Origin of the sequence: Sulfidibacter corallicola, assembly GCF_017498545.1 — a bacterium.
GTDB classification, from domain to species: Bacteria; Acidobacteriota; Holophagae; order Acanthopleuribacterales; family Acanthopleuribacteraceae; genus Sulfidibacter; species Sulfidibacter corallicola.
The window spans coordinates 3,196,982-3,219,041 of record NZ_CP071793.1 but is presented as its reverse complement, the minus strand read 5'-3'; the positions used below and the strand labels follow the sequence as shown (position 1 = coordinate 3,219,041).

The following is a 22,060-nucleotide window of genomic DNA, read 5'->3' as shown; positions in this document are numbered from 1 at the left end:
TCCTAGAACCCGCTGTTCGAGATACACGCCTCGCACGTCAAAAAGAAATTTTTGGCCCAGAATTCAGGGAAACCTTCGAGTCGGGCCGAATAACGCAAGAAAAGATCTTCTGATGGAGGTGGTTCCGTTGCCGTGCAAGAAATGCCAAAGTAGTGAACTTCGCCCTTCACAGAGGATGATCCACGAACGTGTCCTCGGTTGGGTCGTTCCGGTTCGGCCCTACCGGTGCCAATCTTGTGAATTTCGCCAGTGGGGGCTGATCGATCCCCTGGTCAGCCGAGAGCGACTGATTTCCTGGTCGGTTCTCGGATTGGTGGCCATTCTGTTCATTCTGAATTCCGTCCTGGTGTTTCCCGTCGATGGCGACGCGCCCGAAGATGATCGGGACTCCCAGCAAATCGCCACCCAAGCGGAAGAGGGTGAGCGGCCCGACGAGGTTGGGACCTCTGACAAGGCCTCCGACGAAGAGCCCTCGAAGTCCGGGGAAACGCCCGAGGCGGAGGCGCCACGAGCCGATTCGGGCCAAGTTCCGGCAGGGGAGGCCTCTTCCGAGCCCGTGGTCGAAGTGAAAGACACCGCTCCCGAACCGTCGTCGGTCCCGGCCAAGGAAGCCACGGGCGTCCAGGTCGCCCAATCGGAGGATCCCGCTGCCGCGACGGCTGAGCCGAGCGAGCCCGAGGTCAGTCCCTTCGTGGCCAAACAACGGGAAAAGAATATGGCGAAACGCAATGGCGGCAAGGGTTCGTCGGAGAAACCGGCCGAGGCGACTCCCAAAAGGGTCTCGACCCCGTCGCCACAAAAAGCGAGGCCTTCCACGAAAGCCAACACCGAGGTCGCGGCGGCCACCGGCAGCAAGGAAACGCGCCAAGACTTTACTGTCCCGCCTGCATCGGGAAAAACGCCGCCGCCCGGCTACCTTCGCGTGATCCCCCAGCTTCGATCCGGTACCCTGACCATCGACTTGAATGCGGGCCGCCCGATGGCCGATCCCAAGGTTCTCGACTCCCTGATCTCCTCGCGGAAGTTGATCATCGATTTTCCCGGATCCTACAAAGTCATTCCGGACGAGTACCGCGTGAATCACCGGCGCATTCGAACCGTACGGACCGGGATTCATCCAACCCACGTGCGCGTGGTGCTCGATTTGGCGTCCACGGACCATCCCCGGCCCGTGATCGACCAGACACCGAGCGGCGCCCGCATCCGGATTCAATAGCGATCGGGTGGAGAAGGGGACGACCACCCGTAGGGGCCGCCCCTGGTTTCAGGAAAAGCTGTCCATGGCATCGGGATCGAAATACCAGCGATCGTGGTCCGGATCCCATTCATCCCAGGTGGGAATCTTTTCCAGGGCCGAGAGCCGGTCGGCCGGCACGATGCCGGGTACGAGGAAGGCCTTCTGGCGCCGAAGCGGGTAGGGATTGCGCAACTCGAAGCCGAGCACGCCCATGATGCCGCGCGCCACGTACCAGGTCGCCTGGGGATTCCATCCCGCGGCAATTTTGATGACGATTCCCAGTCCGTTGGGGAAATCCGGGTGGTCGATGGCCAGGCCCAAGAGACCGTCGGCGCCTTCCTTGGCGACGATTTTGCCCTCGCTGGACTTCATGATCGTCGTGTCCAGGCGATTGAAGCCGCCCACCAGATCCGGATGGCGAGCCATCGATTCCCAGATCCAATCTTCGGAACGGCGAGCCGCCAGGGCCGCGTAGCATCGAGCCAATTCGTTCACCGTCATGGACACGGTGGGCAGCCCGTCGCCGTCGCGCGCGATGCGCTGCGGCTGCCAATCGCTGCCCAGGTAGTCGCGCATCAGGGTCATGTAGGCCTTGAAGACCTTGTGGGAAGGCAAGGTGTAGCCGGCCCGGTTCCATCCTTTGATGCGACATCCCTTGAGGATCGCGGCGTGGTGACCGGAGCTGTTGTTGAACCAACGGCGCGGGCGGCGAACTTGGCGACCGAACTGGACGAGCGGCACGTCCAGCGGCGTCTGCATGAGGCCCCATTCGCCCTCGGACAGCAGGGATTGGGCGGCTTCGATGTGTTCGGCCGTTCCGTTGTGGCTCGCGACGCTGATCGCCTTTTGTTTCCAGTTGGTGGTTTCGGCCAGCTCTTGGGCGAAAACCTTGATGTAAAAGGGCTTCATCATGCTTCGGCCGTAGCAGAGTACGTTGCCGCCGAAGCTGTGGACCGGCTCCTCGCCGTGGTACCAGGCGATGGCGCCGTGGATCGTGTTCTCGCTGACGCCGTTGCGGCGGTAGTCCACCAACGGCTCCCACTCCACGTCGCGCCCGGTGGGGATGCCTTCGACTCTTTCGCCCAGCGGGCTCTTGGGATAAACGTCTTCCACGTGAAATTCAAGCGACATGGCTCATGCCTCCCCTGGCGGCTGGCTGGCCACCTGAACCTGGCTGGACCATCCGCTCATGCTGTCGGAGGAAGGTCCCAACACGTTGCGATCGCCGATGTACCGTTCGGGGCTCTCTTCGTCGAACTCCAGGTCGCGGGCCGCCCGTGTGGCGCGGCGCAGGCCGATCACGGCGGAACCGGTGCCGAAGACGGCCTCGTACCCGAAGACCGTGCCGGTGTAGAGGTTGTGCTCGCCCATGACCGAGGCCAGCCACCAGAACGGCTTGAAATTGACGACCTTGTGGACGCGGGCCTCGCGATGGATTTGCCGCGAGAGCTGGGCGGTGTCTTCCAATCGCCCCGCTTTCAGGAAATCCAGGATCTTGGCGTTCCACTCCTGGTCCTTGAGCGAGTGGACTTGGTCCTCTTCGGGCTTGATCCATTCTTGGTGCAGGCGGTTGGAGAGGGTGCTGATCACGATCGCGATGGCCTTCTTGCCCGACCTTTCCAGCGCGGCCACGGCCGACTTCGCCAGCACCACGGTTTCGGCACGGTCCGCGTAGACGTTGCTGGACACGATGGTCGCGGGAATGCGGTTGTCGGGATTGATCAGTTTCAGGGCGACGACCGAGCCGGTGTCGATGGGAAAGCCCTTGTAGGCCACGGTGCGGGCCTGGAGACCCCGGTCCCGGCACTGGCGGCAGTAATCGGCGGCGAAATCGGCATCCATCCGAAACTTGTAGGGAATCGAGCCGAGGTCGTGGAACAACTCGTCCACGTGCACCCATTCCGGTTCCGGGTCGGCCTGGATCTGGTGTCCGACCACACTGGGCCACATGGTGCTGTAGATCAGCAGCAGGTCGGCGTCCGATTCGGCGATTTCGGCGCGTACCTGTTCGAAACCCTGTCGCAGGCGGCTCCAGCCGGGGTTGGCCTCGGGGACCAGTAGAGGATGGGGGAGGCCGGGAAGCACGTAGCCCCCGATCACCGGGTGTCGGTTCTTCATGCCGCACCTCCCGAAACCAGGTGCGCTTCGTGCGCCCACTCCACGACCGCGTTGCCCGTGCCGATGACGGTCCCGTAGGCGTGCACCTCGGCCGGATAGCTGGGGAAATCCAGAGCCGAAAGCATCCAGGTCAGGGCGCCGGAATCGGTTTCGGCCACGGTTTGTTCGGTGAAATCGGGCACCAGCTCCACCAGCTCGCGGGTCTTGCCGGCCTTCATCAATTCGATGACCTTCATGTCCCACAGGTACTGGCCGTGGTGGTAGATGTGCTCGCGACTCATGTCCTCGGGGACCTCTGCCTCGGTGGTGAAATGACGGTGGGACAGGCTGTTGCTGGCCAGCAGGACGACCCGTTTCCCGGAGGCCTCGATGGCTTCGCGCGTGGCGTGGCCCAGCTTCAGGCTCGAGGCCAGCATCACGTCCGGGCTGAAGTAGTGAGTGCTGCGATGTGAAGAAATGCTGACGATCGGTTTGTCCCAGGCGGGTCGGGTCAGATGGCAGGAAACGATGGTGCCGTAGTCGACGCGGAAGTCGGGGTTCCGCATCATCCTGGTGACCAGTCCGGCTTCGCGTGCGTGGCGCTCCATGGTTTCGGCCAGGGAAACGTCCACGGTCAGGTCGTAGTGATAGCGGAAGAGGTTGGGGAAGATGGGATCGACGGAGACCGAGGAGAATCGCTCGACGCCCAGAAAATGTGTGCCCACGTAGGTCTGCCAATGGGGGGAGAGAACCACCAAGGTATCGAAATCGATGTTTTCCAGATTCTTGCGAAGTCGTTCGTAGCCCCAACGGAGGTTTTCCCAACCGCACTCGGCGCGCGGTTCGTTTTGGGGCGGATTTTCGGCGTAAACCAGGTGCGGTGGATGAGGTGCCAGGACCCCGGCCACGATACAGCCCTTTTTCATGATGGCGCTCCTTTCCATGTTGCGCTTCGTTCGTGAATGTAGTGCACCCAACCGCGGATTACCCTTCCCTGGACGAGGTGACGCGACACGGGGGCCAGTCGTCGGGCCGAAAGCATCGATTCCCGAAACAAATGGCGCGGACGCGTTCGTCGACGAGCCGGAATGTCGACGGATCACGGCGCCTTACGGCACGTTGTCCCGTTGGCCGGCCCGGCGGAGTTCGTCGAGTCCGGCGCGGCCTTCGCCGGCAGGAAATAGGCATTCAAGAACTACGGCTTGATTAATAACACTTTTCGCGAGCAAGGCTCAAGCGAGAGCGGAAAAAACCCCGGGGACGCGATCCGCGAAACGCCCGTCCGCACATAAAAAAAGAGCGCAGGCCTATGATCTGCGCTCGAGGAAGTTCTGGGAAACTCGCGTACCGGGCCGGTTTCGCGAGCCAGGAAAAGGTTTTAGGAACGAGGTAGGGTGTCGATGTCGATCGGCACCCTTGCTTCGGCTTCTTCAAAACCGATGCAATTGGGTCGGGCCGGCGCATCGCTGGCGCCGGCCCTTCGATTTCTAGGGAGGCAGGGGCGCGGGGATTCAGCCGCCGGCGCTCAGGATGGCGTCCAGCGTCCAATCGCTGAAATCGATTTGGTCGAGCTGGGTGACCGTGCTCAGGATGCGTGCGGCAACCAGGTAGGGATCGCAGTTGGCGCCGGGACGGCGGTCCTCGAAGTAGCCGTGGCCCTTGGCCTGGACGTGCAGCGGAATTCGGATCGAAGCGCCGCGGTCACAGGTACCCGAACGAAATTCGTTGATGTGACAGGTCTCGTGCTCGCCGGTCAAGCGGCGTTCCAAACCATGGCCATAGACCGAAATGTGGTCGTTGTGCTTGTTGCCCAGCAGCGCCACCGCTTCGCGAATGGCCTCGATGCCGCCCGCCTCGCGCATGGCGCGCGTCGAGAAGTTGGTGTGGCAGCCGGCGCCGTTCCAATCACCGGCGACCGGTTTGACGTCCAGGCTGGGCTGGATGCCGAAGTCTTCACCGACGCGGTAGAGCAGCCAACGAGCCAGCCACAGGTGATCGGCCATGTTCAGGAGGCTGGCATCCTCGTCTTCCAGGCCGCGGTAACCGATTTGGAATTCCCACTGGCCTGGCATGACCTCGGCGTTGATGCCGTAGATCGAAATGCCGGCGTCGATGCAGAGTTGGGTGTGCTTTTCGACCAACTCGCGACCACTGACGGAATCGGGGCCCACGCCGCAGTAATAGGGACCCTGGGGGCCGGGGAAACCGGCTTGCGGCCAGCCCAGCGGGCGACCTTCGAGAAACAGGGTGTATTCCTGTTCGAAGCCCGCCCAGGCTTCGTATTCGGCGCCACCCTGATCGAGCACCTTGCGCAGGGATGCGCGCGAGTTGGAAGAATGCGGGGTGCCGTCCGCGTTCAATACCTCGCAGAGCACCAAATAGTTACCTTCGCCGCGAATCGGGTCTTTGACGAAGTTGACCGGCTCCAGGTAGAGATCGGAGCTGATACCTTCCGATTGGGCGGTTGAGGAGCCGTCAAAGCTCCACTGGGGAAAGTTGTCGAGCGTGATGATGTCGGCTGCGGGCAGGTTGAGAACCTTGGCTTTGGAGCGCAGGCCGCGAACGGGTTTGGCACCATCCAGCCAGATATACTCCGCTAACTTCAAATTGGTCATGAATCAACTCCTCAATAGCAGGTGTAAAGGTTGTGCCGATTGACCCCATGATCACTTGCGTGGCGTGGCCGGTTTGCACGCCGTAGATATCGCGATGATTCCGCCAACCCGGGGATTGTCGAATGGGAGGCTGGCTGTGGGGGAACATCACCGTTCATCGAAAACCTCAACGCAAGGACCTGGTCGACTTGACGTCGTTTCGGATGTGGTCCCCGAAGAGCAGTTCCTGTGCCGCATTGTTCCGAAAGTGTGATACCTTTTAATAACCCGCTGGTTTTAATGAGGCTGTTTGTTGGGACTTTAATATTCCGCGAATATTCGCCGAACGAATGTGCATCCTTTCCTACGTTTTTGTAGGTTGCGCACGGGAATCGAGGCGTTTTGCCGGCGAACAATCGTGATTTGGACGTCATGCGGCAAGGCCTCGTCGCAGGGCGACATACCGCGCGACGATGCCGAACCCTGCGCGGTTGTTGGGATCGCCGCGATGTGGCCGCGATTGGGTCGGGTAGGGACCGATCGAAAATGACATTTTTGTAGGAGCCCTACCAACCCCTACAAAAATGTGGGAACCCCAGCGGGTTCCCCGGTTGCGGGAATGCGGTTTGTACTTCGCAACTCGCTCGAAATACGCGGCATGTCTCGCTCCGAAGGCCGGACATGCCGCGATGGATCGAGATGGGTGTGCGGCAATCGCCACCCATCCCGGTCGGTAGGTGCCTCAGTTGTCCAAGGCCCCTTCGTTGATCCAGGTGAGGATGGTCTGCATGTCGGCGTCACCCAGGGCCGGGCGACCCTGCGGCATGCGCGAGCCGACGTAGCGGCTGGAGTCGGACTGAAGTTTCAGGTAGAGGTAGCTGGCGTCCGGATCGTTGGGCGTGATGTAGTTGGTAGCCTGTGAAGACCGGACATTGACGATGTTGCGGTAGGCGTTACCGGCGGAAAGGTTCAAGCCGGCGCTGAAGGGGCTGAGCGTGTGGCAGGAGCTGCAGCGTCCCGAAAAGATCGGCTGCACGTCGTTGGCGAAACTGATCGTGGGGCCGCCGTCGCCGCCGTCACTCCCATCGCCGCCATCGCCGCCGTCACTCCCATCGCCACCGTCACCGCCGTCGCCGCCGTCACCACCGTCGCTGCCATCACCGTTTCCGGGCTCCGGAACCGCGCTCAGGGCCACCGCGTTGGACATCGAGGGCTCGCGATCGGCGTTGAAGATGAAGACCACGCCCAAGAGAGGCTGGTCGCTTTCGGCGACCATGTAGAAATCACCTTCGACCTGATCTCCGAAGATACCGGAGGCGATGTTCGTGAAAGGCGTGCCGGCGGGCACCGTCTGCTGGACGCTGGCGACACGCTGGCCGTCCTTGTAGGCGTGCAGCGTGACGACCGCTTCCGTGGTTCCCATGTTGATGATGACCGGAGCGGCGAAGCCAGGAGTCGGGGTGTTGAACAGGTAACTGAACATCAAGATTTGGGCGGCGTCGGAGACCGGCACCACGTTCGCCTGGGAAGGCGAGCTCTGAGAGGGACTTTCGAACCCGGTCACCACGATCGCACCGGTGAGGTTGCCGGCGGTGCTGGTCATGCGAACCGTATAACCCGGAGGTCCGCTGAGCGTGGGAAAGAGACTGTCTGCGCCTTCCACCAACTGAGAAAAGGGCTGGATGTCACGGGTGGTCTGGGCCGTCTCGCCGGTGGTGCGCGTGGCGTTCAACTGAATCGTGACGACTTCGTCGTTCAGGTTGTTGACGACCAAGGTCGAGCCAAACTGGTCGGTGTTGCTCACCCAAGGAAACACCATGTCGGATTGAGCGAAGAGATTGGGGGTCACCCATAAGAGACCGAGCATCATCGCCCATGATGCGAGGCGCTTATCCTTCCTGGCTGAATGTAACGTACGTTTCAAAACTATGTCTCCCTTATCATGTGGCCACAGGCCAGAGATAGATTCGTCGTAGGCCGGTTCCCGCCGAAGAGTGATCTGTGGGGTGGCGGAAAAATGAACCGTCCCGAAATTGCGTGTTGATGTGAGAGGTGTAGATAGCACCTATCATAATGGCAAAAGAAAAAATTAGTGATATCCCACGTGGAAAATGTTGATGTTCGTGATGTCGACGACATGGAAATCGACATGCGAAGTGTTTTTTGTTTTCGAGCGTCGAGGAGGTTCCCCGCGCGCCCGGGATGAGATGGTCGTTCGGCGCGGCCGTCTCCGCCGCCGGTTTCCCTGATAGAATGAGGGTGTCTTTCCCCACATCGGGTTTCCCAAAGCGCGATGGCTCGATCCGGTCGATCGGTGATCGATAGGGTTGGTTCGGGAATGTTGATCACGGGTAGACCCACTCTCCTGCGACGAGATGAAGTGCATGACACGACATGAAACCAAGCGGCCTTCGGCGACGGAGCGCGCGAATCGCGAACAGATCGATGCCTTTCTGGGATACCTGGAACACGAACTCGACGCCTCGCCCCACACGGTGAAGGCCTACCGCAACGACTTGGAGTCGTTGGCGGAATTTGTCGCGATCCGGTTGGCAGATAGAGCTTGGCAAGAAGTGAAAACACTCGATCTGTCGAAATTCGTCCAAAGTCTTCGTGCATTGAAGGCTTCCTCCATTACACGCAAGATTGCGACCATTCGGCGGTTTTTTCGTTTTCTTCAACGGCGTCGCGGTTTGGAGAACAACCCCGCGGCAGCCTTGGAAGCACCTAGGTTGGAAAAGAGATTGCCCAGTTTTATGACCGTGGACGACGTGTTGCGATTGGTGAACCCGATCACCAAATCGCAAGATTATTTCGAATGCCGCAATTGGGTCCTGTTGCGCCTGTTCTACGCCACCGGAATGCGCATCTCCGAGTGCTCTGCCCTGAACGTCGAGGATTTCGATTTGGAAGCCGGGACCGTCGTCGTCAAGGGCAAGGGGCGCAAGGAACGAGTCGTTCCGGTGGGGCGAAGTTCGCTGGACGGCCTGCGCCACTACCTGGGGGTGCGTCGGCGGTATCTCGACGAGAAGGACCGCGTTTCGGCCGCGCTGTTGCTCAATACCAGGGCCGATCGCCTTGGTGTGCGCAGTATCCGGACCGTCGTCCAACAGGCGGTCGAGGCCCTGGGGATCTCCTACCACGTCAGCCCGCACACCCTGCGGCATACCTTCGCCACCCATTTGCTCGAGGCGGGCGCGGACATTCGCGCCATCCAGGAGCTGTTGGGACACGCTTCGCTGTCCACGACCCAGAAATACACCCATCTCAACGCCGACTACCTGATGAAGATCTACGACAACTGTCATCCTCGGGCGTGACAGGGTGGGACCCGTCCCGGAGATGACGCGTGCCCCGCGAACCCCAAGTCATTCCCCTTTGACCCTGTTATGGGTTCGTCTATACTGGGACCGAATTCAACGGGGAGCTCGAACATGGGTCTTGAAAACCTGGCGCGCATTCGCGCCATTGTCTCCGATGTCGACGGTGTGCTGACCGGAGGCGAGATCGTCGTCACCGAATCGGGCGAGAACAAAACATTCAACGTTCGCGATGGCCTGGGGATGAGCCTGTTCCTCAAGGCGGGGTTCCAGTTCGCCCTGTTGTCGGGGCGCGAGTCGAAGGCGGTCCGGCTTCGGGCCAGAGAGCTCGGATTGGGCGCGGTGAAGGTCGGCCGCTTGGACAAGGAAACCGCGTTTGCCGAAATTCTCTCCGAGTTGAATCTGGAAGCCGACCAGGTGGCCTATATCGGAGACGACCTGCCGGATTTGGCGCCGATTCGCCTCGCCGGTATCGGGTTTTGTCCGGCCAACGCCGTCGACGAGGTGCGTGCTGCCGCCGATTACGTGATTCCGGTCGAAGGTGGCCGCGGCGTCGTTCGCCACGTCGTGGAAATGATTCTCAAAAGCCAGAACCTGTGGGAACGTTGTGTCGCGGCCTTCGAACCTCGAGGCACCGTTTCCGCCGAATCCTAGGGGGAGCCCATGGTCAAGGTGCTGTTCATGGCCGCCGTCCTGTTGGTTGTGTTCGCCCTCAGTTGGTACAACAGCGGTCAGGTGATCACGGTTTCGCTCTTTCCCTTCACCGAACCTCGCGTCATGTCCCTGTGGATGGCGATTCTGGTGTTCTTTTGTTACGGTGCAGGCGTCACCGTACTGCTTTCCTGGGTCGATCTTCACCGACTCAGGCGATCCAACAAACAACTCGAGAAAGAGAAGTCGGTCCTCGAGAACGAGGTGTCTTCCCTGCGTGATTTGATGGTGATGGACCGCGAAGAATGACGACGGTTTGGGTGATCCTAGCGGCGATTCTGCTGACCCTGGGTGTCATCGCGCTGTTGGCCTGGTTGGGCCGCGGCACGGAGCAGGAATCGCGCGAATTGCTTTTGGCCAGAACCATGGGGCGGCTGTTCGAGGGTGACACCGAGCAGGCCCTGGAGGACCTTCGTGCACTCTACCGGCGCAGCGGCCAGGACGCCGGAATCGGCTTGGCCCTGGGGGTGCTCTTCCGCCGTTCCGGAAAAATCCGTATGGCTCTGCGCACCCATTTGGGACTGAATACGCGACCGAACCTGGACGACCCGATGCGGGCCCTGATTCTCACCGAGTTGGGCGCCGATTATCTGGAAAGCGGCCTTTTGGAACGGGCCCGTCAATCCCTGGAAGAGGCCCAGGCGTTGGCGGGGCCTACGGAACACCTGGCCCGTTACGGCCAACGAACCTATGCCCGCCTGGGCGAATGGGATCAGGCCCAAAAGCTCGTGGCCGCCTACGGCAAGCGGGCCGGGGTGGATGTCAAACAGCGAATGGCCATGTTGCGCAACGAACAGGGCGAATCCGAGTGGCGCGAGCAACGCCTCGATGAGGCCGATACCGCCTTCAGGAAGGCGCTTTCCCTGTGGTCCGGTTGCCTGCCCGCGATCCTCAACCATTGCCGCTACCTGCGCCACGTCGAGAAGGCGGCCAAGGCCCTGACCTTTCTCAACAAGCAGCGCAAACATTTCGAGGGCCACGAGTGGCTGTACCACAAGGAGGCGATGAAGATCGCCATGGCCCTGGAAGATCACCAGGTTTTCGTGGAGCCCGCCAAGACCCGGCTCCAGGAAGACCCCGACGATTGGCGTACCCGCGCGGTGTTGGGCAGTTTCCTGTTGGAGACCGGCGCCTTCGAAGAGGCCGGCAACTATTTGCGCGAAGCCCTGGAGATCTCGCCCCAGACCCTGCTGCTCCACCAAAAGATGTGGGACCTCATCCTGCGCGTCGACGACCTCGATCGCTTCCGCGTCTATCGCGAGTTCGTGCGCCACTCCGTGCGTTTTTCCGACCCCTACGAATGTCGTGCCTGTGGCTTTCATTCCGCCAAGCTGCTGTGGCAGTGTCCCAGTTGTTTTCAAGACGGCGGGTTCGTCGAACGCAAAATCTGAGAGGATCGCGCTTCGCGGTTCGTTAGGGGATGGGCGAGTGGGCCTTCGCTTGGCGGAAAAAACCATGCGCCCTCGCAAGTGAAAACGAGGTGCGATAATTCGTAATAACTTGAAAAAAGCAAATATTTTCCGGGGTGAGACGCTTTTAGCCTCCTCTTGACTTTTCCGGGCCATTCGCTGTTATGATGAGGGCATTCAGTGTGTGCCAAACCTGATTGATAACGATTAGCGACCGGGAAATCGGCCGAATCCCGGAGGCATTGTGTTTCCCCCTGGAAAGAATCATATGTTTTGTCGTGCATGGGTTTCGACACCTGTTGCGAAGGTGTCGATGCGGACGGGTTTGGAAATCCGTGGAACGGCGCACACATTGCACACAATTTGGACAGATGCCGACAATTTTTACAGAACCCTACGAGGTAAATTCTCAACATCCTTTTATCAAGACGTTTGGCGATTGACCCGATCAGCGGGTTACGTCTCCTGCGTCAGCAACCGCGATCGGAACCACCTCGCTTTTCACCCCAGGCGGAATCATCCGTCACGAGGTCTTCCACCCTTATCTTTTTATGTTTCAAGGACGGTAACCCATGGGCATGCCGAGTAACCGGTGCTTTTCGAACACCCTGTGTTCTTTGGTAGTCGTTTATGGAGGAGAATCATGAATGCTCGTACTTCCACCTCCGCTTCCCGTGCGAAGCGGCACAAGCGTCGCGCAATGCGGGCTGTATTCCTATTGATTTGGATGTCCCTTGCGGCAGTGCCCGCCCTGGCCATCGATTGGATTTCGAGCCCCGGCGGCAACTGGGAAGACGGCTTCAACTGGATGGGCGGTGTGGCGCCCGGTCCCGGCGACGATGCCGTCATCACCATTCCGGTGGGGGGCAACATCGTCATCAATTCCCCCATCACCGTGCGCAGCCTCACCTTGGGGACTCCCGGCAGCACGACCGAGCAGACCATTTTCATGAATTCCAGTACCTCGCTCACCCTGGAGCAGGGCGGGATCATCGACGGCACCGGGTTCATCCAAACCCTTGACGGGACCGCGGTCACCGTCCAGGCCGGAACCCTGAACATCGTCGGCTTCTTCAACTATCGCGGCGGCGACCTGGTGGGCCCCGGTGAATTCATTTTCACCATGGACAACAACGATTCCTGGCAATCGACCGTGCCCCTGGTCCTCAACAACACCGCACTGCGCGTCCAGCGCCAGATCACCCTGTTGGAGGCGAGTACTTTCGACGTCCATTTCCTGAACGGCGCCACGTTGGACATTCAATCCGGCGGGACCTGGTCGGTGGAGGGTACCCAGAATCACCTGGTGCAGGACGCCACGGCCAACCAGATTTTACTCGCGGGTACCATGAACGTCGGCCCGACGGCGACCGGGCCCACCAACGTCCTTCAGATCGATGTGCCGATCAACAACGACGGCACCATCGTCACCCGCAACAGCGCCTCGCTCCAGATTCTCGGCCCCGGCAACCACACCGGTGACTTCAGCTCGGGCGGCGATTTCGAACCGATCACCCTGGGGGGCGGTATCCACACCTGCGACAATTGCCAGGTGGATAGCGGCAAGATGATCGTCACCAACGCCACGCTCGATGTGCGAACCAATGGACTTCTGGTTTCCGATATCTCCACCTTCGAATTGGAAACGGGCGGCCTTCTGACGGCGACCGCCGGTCCGGCGACGGCGTCCTTCGAAGGCGATTTCGAGTGGAACGACGGCGATCTCGGTGGCGATTTGACCACGGATCTCGACGCGACCTCCACGATGCGCATCAAAGACGGTCCCGTGCGTGCCGTGCGCGACAATCACCAGATCATCAACGGCGGTTCGGTGCTCTATTTCTCCACTGGCGAGATCCAGCTTCAGGACAGCGCCACCGTGACCAACAACTCGACCTGGAGTTTGGAGGCCGCCGGCACCTTTCGTTCGCTCTCGCCGACCGCCCAGTTCAACAACATGGGGACCCTGAGTGAATCCTCCGATGTTCTGGCGTTCACGCTGGGAATCGTGTTGAACCACCAAGCCGGGGCGACGTTCACCATCGATGGGGGGATCTTCAGCATCGAAGGCGACACCACCCTCGACGCGAATGTGACGTTCGTCAACAACCCGACGGTACGGCTGGTAGCCGGAACGGTCAACGCGAACAACATGTCCTTCACCGGCCCGGGAGGCACGCTCGACGTGGACGGCGCCAATTTGATGGTGGCCGCGCCGGGCAGCGACATCGCGGCGGGCATCCAGTTCCAACTGCTCAACGGTGAAATCGGCGGTCCGGGTACCTGGACCGTTCCCGGTGACTTCAATTGGATCGGCGGCAACATGGCCGGTCCCGGCATCACCGATGTCACCAACGGCGGTCCGCTCGGTATTACGAGTGCCAACCCCAAAGAACTCAATGCCGGTCGCATATTGCGGCTTTCGGATGCGGCCGCATCCGTCGAGTCCGGAGCGCCCTTGGGCGTGGAAGAAGGTTCCGTGATCGAGGTGCCTGCCGGTCAAACCCTGACGATCCTCGAAGGCGCGACGATCTTGGCCGATCCCATTCGCCCCGGCGGTAAGGGGCGAATCGACAACCAGGGGACCGTGGAGGTCGTACCCGGCGGACCCAGACGCGGCGGTGCGACCGAGATCCACTGCGGCGTGGACAACGCCGCCCCCTCCTCCTTCAACAACAGCGTGAGCGATCTGGCGTTGTTCGGTCCGGGCACCTGGCAGGGCAATTTCAACACCAATACCGTGAACACCCGCCTCGAGAGCGACACCAAACAATTGAACGGTGCGACTTTCGACGGTACCGGCAGCATCAACCTGGTTTCCGGGCAACTGGATTTGGCCGCGGGTGGCGCCACCGTCAATAGCGGCATCCTGTTGGACGGCGGCGTGATCACCGGCAGTGGCACCATGACCGTCAGCAACACCGGGAACCTCGGCTGGCATAGCGGGGGCTTCAACGGCACCGGCCGGCTCGTCAACAACCGGGTGGGTCAGGACCTGATTATCGGAACCGCCACGGGCAAGGACCTGCTCGGTGGGTTCACGCTCGAATCCAGCGGCCCCGTCGCTTGGAACGACGGTTCGATCAATTTCGCGGGCGATTCGGTCTTCCGCATTTTGCTCGGTGCCCAATTGAACGTCAACGGGCCCCTGGCAACGCTCGGTTCGGGCCAGGTAGCGATCGATGCCGGCGCCAACCTCAACGTCAACGCGGCCGGCACCGCCTTTTTCGATACGGTCTTCAGTAACCTCGGCAACGCCAACGTGGTCACCGGTATCCTGTCTCTGCGCGGGGGCGGCAGCAACAACGGCATCTTCGACGTGGGTTCGACCGCCGAACTCGAATTCCAGAACGGCAACTTCACCCATGGAGGCAACCTCCAGGGGACCGGCACCGTTCGGGTCGCCGGTACGGCGACCGTCACTTCGAACGGCAACTTCTCGCCCGGAGGGCCGACGTTCGTGGTCGGTGGGACGCTCGCGATCAACGGCACCAACGCGTTCGCGAATTTGACCATCGACGGTGGGGATCTGACCGGCACCGGCGCTGTCGACGTCGTGGACCTTTCCTGGAATGCCGGCAACATGACCGGAAACACCACGACGACGGTCACCGGTACCACCAACATTTCGACCCCCAACCCCAAGGCCTTGGAGGGCGGCCGCGATCTGCGGGTCGCCAATGGTGGTTCCGACGGGCAATTTGCCATCAACACCGGCTCGACGTTCGAAGTCACTGCCGGAAACACCTTTTTGCTGCAAGACGGCGCGGCCATCAACTCCGACGGAAGTGCCGGCACCCAGTTCCTTTTGAACGGAACACTGCAAACCGGTGGTGCGGGGGTCAAGATCGTCGCGGCGGACACCGTCCATACCGGGACCATCGATCCCATTTCCGGCCCATTGCGCTTCACCGGCAGTTTCACGCAAACTGCCGGTACCACCAACCTCGGTACCGGTGAGATCCAGCTCGGACCGGCACCTGGCGACGGGACCTTCGACCTGCAGGGCGGCCAGTTGCTGGGACCGGGTCGCGTCATGGGCGATCTGCAGAACGCGGGGAACGTGGAGCCGGGCACCGGTTTCGCGGTGCTCAACGTGGACGGCAATTTCACCCAGACCGCCGCCGGTCAGTCCGTCTTCCAACTGTCGGAAATGCCCATCAAGGGCAAAGGTGACACGATCGAATTCGACAGTATCCAAATCACGGGTACGGCCAGTTTTGCCGGTGATCTGGTAGTGAACACCCAGCCGGGATTGCCGTTTCAACCGGCCCAGGTCTTTCCGCTGATCCAGTATGCGTCCCAAACGGGGACCTTCAACTTTTCCGATATCATCGTCGACAACCATCGGCTGTCCTTGATCTACCAACCCAGCGTGTTGGAATTGAAGAACCTGGGTCCGGACAACGCGACCTGGACCGGCGGCGGGGGCGACAATTTCTGGAACAATCCCGCCAATTGGGACGTCAACGCGGTGCCGGGCCCCAACACCAACGTCGTGATCGGCGGCACTTCCACCTTGGCCGTACAGCTCGACAGCGTGGCGTACGCCAATTCGGTCACGCTCGGCGGTACCTCCGGCACGCAGGAGCTGGACCTGAACAGCCTGGCCCTCAATCTGTTCGGTAGCTTCCAGATCCAAGCGAACGGGCTGTTGCGGTTCCCCGGAGCGGTGGCCGACGGCAACATGGGCGTTGCGCCCAATCGCGGGGGGCCCGATGTCCTGAACAACGGAGATATCCTGGTATCCTCCGGTTCCGGCTTGATCGACGTGGCGTTTACCAACAACAACGTCGTGCTCGTCGATGCCAACCTCGCGGCCGCCAGTTTGGGTGTCGCCACCGGCTTCACCAACAGCGGCGATATTCTGCTGACCTCGCAATCGAGCGCGCAACCTGCCTCCCTGGCCGTGGTCGACGAGAGCATCATTACCAACCAGGGCTTTATCAGAACGACCCAGACCCCGACCGCCGCGATCGTGGGGATCCTTCAAAACAATGCCGGCGCCACTCTGGATTTTCAAACCAACGTGGTGGTTGGGCCCTCGGGCGGGTCGAGCGCCAGTCACCGGGGCATCTCGACGATCTCCAACTCCGGCACCATGGTCCTGGATGGGAACGGCCAGTCTCTGTTCGTGACTCAAGGTGCCGTCCTGAACGGCCCCGGCGCCCTGTTTCGGGCGGAAGGTACGGTCGTCATTCAGGGAACCGGATTCTCGTTGACCAATCAAGGCACCATCCAGATTCTCGACAACGATACCCGGCTACTCGCCATCAACGGCGATTTTCAAAATGTCCTGGGAGCCCAGGTGGATCTCGACCTGGATCGCAACGACCTCCCCAATTCCAGCCGCCTTTCGGTTACCGGAACGGCGAACCTGGACGGCACCTTGCTGATCGCTAGCGTCAACGCTCAGAACGGGGATCTGTTCCGGGTGGTGGATTACGGCACGCGCAACGGAACATTTGCCACCATCGATACCTCCGTGGCACCGGAACTCGAGTTCCAGCCCGACTACACGACCAACGGTTTGGATCTGTCGGTGGGGACGCCGGAAATCCAGAACCCGCAGTTCTTCGTGGTGAGTTCGGGCGCCAACGAGTTGGTTGCCTTCCGTGCTTCGGACAGCACGGTCCAGTCGCGTCTGCCGATTGTCGGCGCGACCAATCAACCGGCAGCCAACCTCGACGGCTCTCGGCTCTACGTACCCGACGGCTTCAACAATGTGATTCACATCGTGGATACGGTGACCAACACGGTCGTCGACACCATCACCGAGGTATTCGAACCGGTTTCGGTATTCCTCACGCCCGACCAGCGCGAACTCTGGGTCATCACGGAACCCCTGGTCGGTGAACGCGGCCTGCCCGGGTTACAGATCGTCAACCTCGGCGACAATTCGGTCTCGACACCGGATTTCGGCTGTGGCACCGGGCCGATTCGCGTCCTGTTCGACCCGATCGAGGCCAAAGCCTACGTGGTCGATCAATCGGCCACGGTGTGCGTGGTGGACGCCTTTACCAAAACCCTGATCGACAGCGCGAGTTTCGATACCGCCGTCGCCGAGGCCGCCATCGGACCGGCGGGGAACCTGTTCCTCGCGGTGTCCGGCAACCAGATTCTCAAGATCGATACCGAGGCCTTGACGGCCGAAAGCCTGCCCACCAATGGTGTACCCTCCGGACTGGACGTGTTCGACGGCAACCTCTACGTGGCGCAAAACACCGATGACATCCTGGTGATGCGCATCGTCGACAGCAGCACTTCGACGATTTCGCTCGGCGCGGGAGCCAACGCCACCGATCTGGTGATCGTGCCCAGCGAAGGCATCGGCTATGCGATCGATTTCGGCACCGGTCTGGTTCATCCCTTCGATCCCACCGGTGAGGCGACGTTCGAAACCGCCTTCCGTCTCGGGGACCAACCGACCCAGAGTCCCACCGAAATCATCACCAACGATGCGCGCACGCTCGGCGCGGCCCTGGTCCGCCTCGACAATGCGGCCCAGACCGTTGGCGAGGGCGACGGCCTGCTTCAGGTTCCCGTCAACCGCACCGGTGTGGAGTGGGGCATCGTCACCGTCGATTTCGATACCACCAACAACAGCGCCACGGGTGGCCTGGACTTCGACGCGGTCTCCGAAACGCTGATCTTCGACAGCGGTGACGAAACCCAGAACGTGCCCATCGCGATCATCGACGACATTCTGGTCGAGGGTCCGGAAACGTTCAACGTGGAGCTGAGCAACATCACCGGAAACGGCCTCCTGGGTCTCAGCGACGGGATCGTGGCCATCACCGACAACGACGAAGACGTGGCCGAACCGGGTGTCATCACCCTGGATGCGGCGACTTATCGCCTCTCCGAGGGCGATGGGCAATTGGTGGTGAACGTCCTGCGCGGCGACGATTCGGAAACCACGGCCAGTGTGCGCATTCGAACCGTGGGTGCATCGGCCACGGCCGGCGCCGACTTCCAGCCCCTGGACATGGTGCTCCAGTTCGAGCCCGGCCAGACCGGCGCCGTGCCCATCGCGATCGACATCATCGACGATGGCGTGGACGAGCTGACGGAAGGCTTCGACATCGTGCTCAGCGATCCGGTTGGCGCCGTTCTGGGCGATTTCCCGAGTGCCACGGTCGGCATCACCGACAACGACTTCTCGACCGTGAGCTGGACGACCGCCGCGCAGCAGGTCGAAGAAGGATCGGGCGGAGCCGTCACGCGGGTTACCCTGCAAGCCGCCTTGGGTGCGGGTGCCGAACGCGTGCTGCGGGCCTCCTACTCCGTCGGTGGCAGCGCCACGGTCGGCACCGATCACAACCTCGAATCCGGCAGCCTGATCTTTCCGGCCGGCGTGCGGGTCGCCGAAGTGACCGTCAACATCGCCGCCGATCGCATCGAAGAACCGGACGAAACCATCGTGGCGACCCTGCTTTCCGGCCTGGTCGAATTGGGGCCGATCCCCACCCACACGATCACCATTCTCAACGACGACACTGGCGATGACGGCGACGACGGTGGGGATGGCGGTGACGGCACGGCACCCGAAACCGTGATTACCTCGCCGGAGTCCGGAATCGTCGTGGCCCTGGGTTCCACCCTGAGCCTGCAGGCCTCGGCCACCGATCCCCAAGGCGATCCCGTGACGTTCCGCTGGGAAGTCTGCCGCTCCAGTGGCGGATGCGTCAATTTGAGTGGGCCCACCATTCAGGCGCAGTTCCCCAGCGCCGGTGTCTACGAGATCTCCTGCACCGCCACCGACGATGATGGCAACACCGATCCCACGCCGGCGAGGATTCGCGTGATCGTTCGCCAGGCGATTCCACCCGAAGTCGAAATCGTGGCTCCCACCGAAGAGCTGGTCGACATCGGCGTGGGCGATACCGTCTCGTTCCAGGCGCGCATCGAATCGGAAACCCCGGTGACTTCCACCTGGTTCCTGATTTCCAATCCCGAGCTCGGTTTGGGCGACGGCGAGAGCTTCTCCTACACCTTCGACGAGGTCGGTTTGTTCACGGTCGCCGTGACCGCCACCAACGACGCCGGCGCCAGAGCCAGTGACTTCGTCAACGTCCGGGTTTCCGAGCCTGGCCTGACCCCGATCGGGGTGGTGATCACCGAGCCGGACAGCGGCATTCGGGTGACCGCGGGAGAAGCGGTCCAGTTCGCGGCCGAAGTGATCAACCCCGACAAGCGCAAAAAGGACCTGCGCTTCTTCTGGCGGTTCGGCAACGGCGGTACGGCCGAGGGACAAACCGCATCGGCCGTGTTCACCGAGCCGGGTCGTTACCAGGTCGTCTTCGCCGCGCGCGACGTGGAAGAGGACATTCTGCTGCAGGATTCGGTCGTGGTCTACGTCGTTTCCAACGAGCCGCCGGTGGTCGACTTCAACTTCCCCACCGATCTCCAGATCGAACCCTTCGGATCGGCGAAACGGGCCAGCCAGGCCGGCGTGGTCTTCTTCCAATCCAAAGTGGTGAAGTCCAATGGCTGGCGCCCCGAGGAGCTGAACTTCTTCTGGGATTTCGGCGACGGGCGAACCAGTCTGCAAGACACGCCGGGCCAGGTGATCTATCGCGAGGAAGGCGTCTTCACGGCGACGCTGTACGCCACGACCCCCAACGGCTTGACCTCGGAAATGGCGACGCGCACGATCACGGTCCGCCAGGTTTCGGACGAAATGTTCGAGCCCAACGAGACCTTCGGCCAGGCGCCTTCGATCGGCGCGGGTAACTTCGACGACATGAGTCTGGACGACGAATCCAGCACCGATGTCTTCAAGATCACCATCGACCAGGACGGGCAGCGACTCGATATCAAGCTCGACATGGACGGTCGGGCCCTGGTTCAACTTTTCGACGCCAGCCAGAACCTGCTGCGCCAGCGCGAGATCGAACTTTCGGGCAACCTGCAGCTCGTGGGCCTGCGCGCCGGTGATTACTTCCTGTGCATCACGGCCATCGAGGACGAGGAGGAGGCCAAGGACGGTTCGAGCAAGGCCGGCCTGGGTTACGGGTTCTCGGTAGCGGTTCTCAGTCCGGGGCTCTATTTCGCCGACGTGCGCGAGAGCGAGAGCTTCACGACCGAGCTGGGCATCGTCAATACCACCGGTTCGTCCCAAAGCCTCGAGGCCACCGGCTACGACGCCGGCGGCAACATCGTGAAGCGGGTCGCCTTCGAACTGGAGGGCAACGGACGGACTCACCAAACCGTTGCGCAGATGTTCGAGGACGAGTCGGGCGAAATCGCCTGGGTCCAAGTGGACGCCACCGGCGACGTCGTCGGGTACACGCGCACCGACAGCCGCGACGAAAAGGAATCCTACCTGATCACCGGCGGTACCAAGCTCAGTTCCGAGCTGTTCATTCCCCATATCGCCGAGCGCGTGGATCAGTGGTTCACCCGAGCCGCGGTGGTGAACGCCACCGATTCCAACAGTTCCGCCGAGGTGCGTACCGCCTCCGAGGCCGCCCAGACGGTGGTCGAGCTGAATGTGAATCAGCCGTTCGGCAAGGACGCATTCGACTTCCTGGATCGGTTCGGCGGCGATCTGCCCGCCGGCAAGATCTGGGCCCAGCTCAACGAGAACAGCGCTTCCAACTTCCTGACCGGCAGCGAGGTCTTCGGCACGATCGACGGCTCGCGCATCTCCGCCGGTTTGGAACTGGTCGATACGGGCGGTAGCAATCCGAACTTCACCTTCGTGCCGAACACCCTGTATTTCACCCATATCGCCAGCGACGTGCAGCAGTTCTGGACGGGATTGGCCCTGGTGAACGTGGGCACGACCCAGCAGGGCGTCATCATCACCGGCTACGGCGAGCAGGGCAACCTCGTCGGCGAGTTCTCGCTGACGCTGGCGCCGGGCGAGAAGATCGTGGACCTGGCCGAAAACATGCTCGCCGAAATCGGCTCGCCGGCCAACATCGGTTGGCTGAAGGTCGTGGCGGATTCGGACATCGTCGGCTTCGAGCTGTTCGGTACCCACAACCAGAAACAATTGGCCGGCCTCGAGGCGACCACCGATCTGCGCGACCAGATCTGCTTCCCCTACTACGACGCGTCCAACACCTCGTTCCAGGGGATTTCGGTGGTCAACGTCAACAACACGGCCGTGACCTTGGCCTTCACGCTCTACAACGATCTGGGCGAGGCGATCCAGACCGCCCAGCGCACGCTGAACGCCAACCAGAAAACGGTCGAACTCTTCTCGGACCTGCTGCCGGCATCGGGACGCGACGAAACCCAACTGCCCGGTTGGGTGGAGTGTCGTTCCGATTTGCCCTTGGCCGGGTTCCAGTTGATCATCGGCAAAAACGGCGAGCAAATGTCCGCACTGAAGGCCCAATAGGGCCCGGCGGCCGAAAGGGGGCGGGGTTCTCGTGGACCCGCGTCCCCGCCGGATCCGGTTCGGGACCGCCATAATGTGACCAAACCCCCTTTATCCAATAAAGTTGCTGCGGCCTTACCTGTCGTTGGGTATGATGGGCCAGGAGTGCCTTTTTTTGACTTTTCATCTAAACCCCTAGGGGAATATTCCGAAACGTCCTATACGGTAGCTATTCACCCGGTCCCCGGGATAGGACCCCGAGCGGCTGTTTTGATGTTCGTCGACGAACGATGAAGTTTGCCTCAGCCGGTGATTTCCACCTGAAACTGCTCTTCTCACCGGCGCAACCGTTTCTCTAA

The 22,060-nt window shown here is 61.3% G+C and carries 11 protein-coding genes; 6 read left to right on the top strand and 5 right to left on the bottom strand.

Features of this window, described 5'->3' with window-relative positions; genetic code table 11:
* Positions 1-175 precede the first annotated feature (175 nt).
* Positions 176-1,216, top strand: a complete 1,041-nt coding sequence (locus tag J3U87_RS09055; protein ID WP_237382719.1) for an AMIN domain-containing protein — start codon at positions 176-178, stop codon at positions 1,214-1,216.
* Positions 1,217-1,264: 48 nt separating this feature from the next.
* Here the strand turns inward: J3U87_RS09055 and J3U87_RS09050 are convergent, their stop codons facing one another.
* The 5 genes from J3U87_RS09050 to J3U87_RS09030 all read right to left on the bottom strand — a co-directional run bounded on the left by J3U87_RS09050 (position 1,265) and on the right by J3U87_RS09030 (position 7,732).
* Positions 1,265-2,368, bottom strand: coding sequence for an asparaginase (locus J3U87_RS09050; RefSeq protein ID WP_237382718.1), 1,104 nt, complete (start codon positions 2,366-2,368; stop codon positions 1,265-1,267).
* A gap of 3 nt (positions 2,369-2,371) precedes the next feature.
* Positions 2,372-3,355: a DODA-type extradiol aromatic ring-opening family dioxygenase gene (locus tag J3U87_RS09045; protein ID WP_237382717.1), complete on the bottom strand. Its 984-nt coding sequence runs from the start codon at positions 3,353-3,355 to the stop codon at positions 2,372-2,374.
* Positions 3,352-4,260, bottom strand: a complete 909-nt coding sequence (locus J3U87_RS09040) for a DODA-type extradiol aromatic ring-opening family dioxygenase (protein ID WP_237382716.1) — start codon at positions 4,258-4,260, stop codon at positions 3,352-3,354. The genes J3U87_RS09045 and J3U87_RS09040 overlap by 4 nt, the downstream gene beginning before the upstream one ends.
* 585 nt (positions 4,261-4,845) lie before the next feature.
* Positions 4,846-5,949: a glutamine synthetase beta-grasp domain-containing protein gene (locus tag J3U87_RS09035; RefSeq protein ID WP_237382715.1), complete on the bottom strand. Its 1,104-nt coding sequence runs from the start codon at positions 5,947-5,949 to the stop codon at positions 4,846-4,848.
* A 721-nt stretch (positions 5,950-6,670) separates the two neighbouring features.
* Positions 6,671-7,732, bottom strand: coding sequence for a hypothetical protein (locus J3U87_RS09030; RefSeq protein ID WP_237382714.1), 1,062 nt, complete (start codon positions 7,730-7,732; stop codon positions 6,671-6,673).
* A 580-nt stretch (positions 7,733-8,312) separates the two neighbouring features.
* Here J3U87_RS09030 and J3U87_RS09025 point away from each other — a divergent pair.
* From J3U87_RS09025 to J3U87_RS09005, 5 genes are all read left to right on the top strand, one after another.
* Positions 8,313-9,248: a tyrosine recombinase gene (locus tag J3U87_RS09025; protein WP_237382713.1), complete on the top strand. Its 936-nt coding sequence runs from the start codon at positions 8,313-8,315 to the stop codon at positions 9,246-9,248.
* A 114-nt stretch (positions 9,249-9,362) separates the two neighbouring features.
* Positions 9,363-9,902: a KdsC family phosphatase gene (locus J3U87_RS09020; protein WP_237382712.1), complete on the top strand. Its 540-nt coding sequence runs from the start codon at positions 9,363-9,365 to the stop codon at positions 9,900-9,902.
* Positions 9,903-9,911: 9 nt separating this feature from the next.
* Positions 9,912-10,208, top strand: coding sequence for a LapA family protein (locus J3U87_RS09015; RefSeq protein WP_237382711.1), 297 nt, complete (start codon positions 9,912-9,914; stop codon positions 10,206-10,208).
* On the top strand, positions 10,205-11,350 hold the full coding sequence (locus J3U87_RS09010; protein ID WP_237382710.1) for a hypothetical protein: 1,146 nt from the start codon (positions 10,205-10,207) through the stop codon (positions 11,348-11,350). The genes J3U87_RS09015 and J3U87_RS09010 overlap by 4 nt, the downstream gene beginning before the upstream one ends.
* A 661-nt stretch (positions 11,351-12,011) precedes the next feature.
* Complete coding sequence (locus tag J3U87_RS09005) at positions 12,012-21,722, top strand: Calx-beta domain-containing protein (RefSeq protein ID WP_237382709.1); 9,711 nt, start codon at positions 12,012-12,014, stop codon at positions 21,720-21,722.
* Positions 21,723-22,060: the final 338 nt, after the last annotated feature.

Coding starts and splice junctions, on each gene's coding strand:
- J3U87_RS09055 (WP_237382719.1), top strand. CDS start 176: ATGATCCACGAACGTGTCCTCGGTTGGGTCGTTCCGGTTCGGCCCTAC.
- J3U87_RS09050 (WP_237382718.1), bottom strand. CDS start 2,368: ATGTCGCTTGAATTTCACGTGGAAGACGTTTATCCCAAGAGCCCGCTG.
- J3U87_RS09045 (WP_237382717.1), bottom strand. CDS start 3,355: ATGAAGAACCGACACCCGGTGATCGGGGGCTACGTGCTTCCCGGCCTC.
- J3U87_RS09040 (WP_237382716.1), bottom strand. CDS start 4,260: ATGAAAAAGGGCTGTATCGTGGCCGGGGTCCTGGCACCTCATCCACCG.
- J3U87_RS09035 (WP_237382715.1), bottom strand. CDS start 5,949: ATGACCAATTTGAAGTTAGCGGAGTATATCTGGCTGGATGGTGCCAAA.
- J3U87_RS09025 (WP_237382713.1), top strand. CDS start 8,313: ATGACACGACATGAAACCAAGCGGCCTTCGGCGACGGAGCGCGCGAAT.
- J3U87_RS09020 (WP_237382712.1), top strand. CDS start 9,363: ATGGGTCTTGAAAACCTGGCGCGCATTCGCGCCATTGTCTCCGATGTC.
- J3U87_RS09015 (WP_237382711.1), top strand. CDS start 9,912: ATGGTCAAGGTGCTGTTCATGGCCGCCGTCCTGTTGGTTGTGTTCGCC.
- J3U87_RS09010 (WP_237382710.1), top strand. CDS start 10,205: ATGACGACGGTTTGGGTGATCCTAGCGGCGATTCTGCTGACCCTGGGT.
- J3U87_RS09005 (WP_237382709.1), top strand. CDS start 12,012: ATGAATGCTCGTACTTCCACCTCCGCTTCCCGTGCGAAGCGGCACAAG.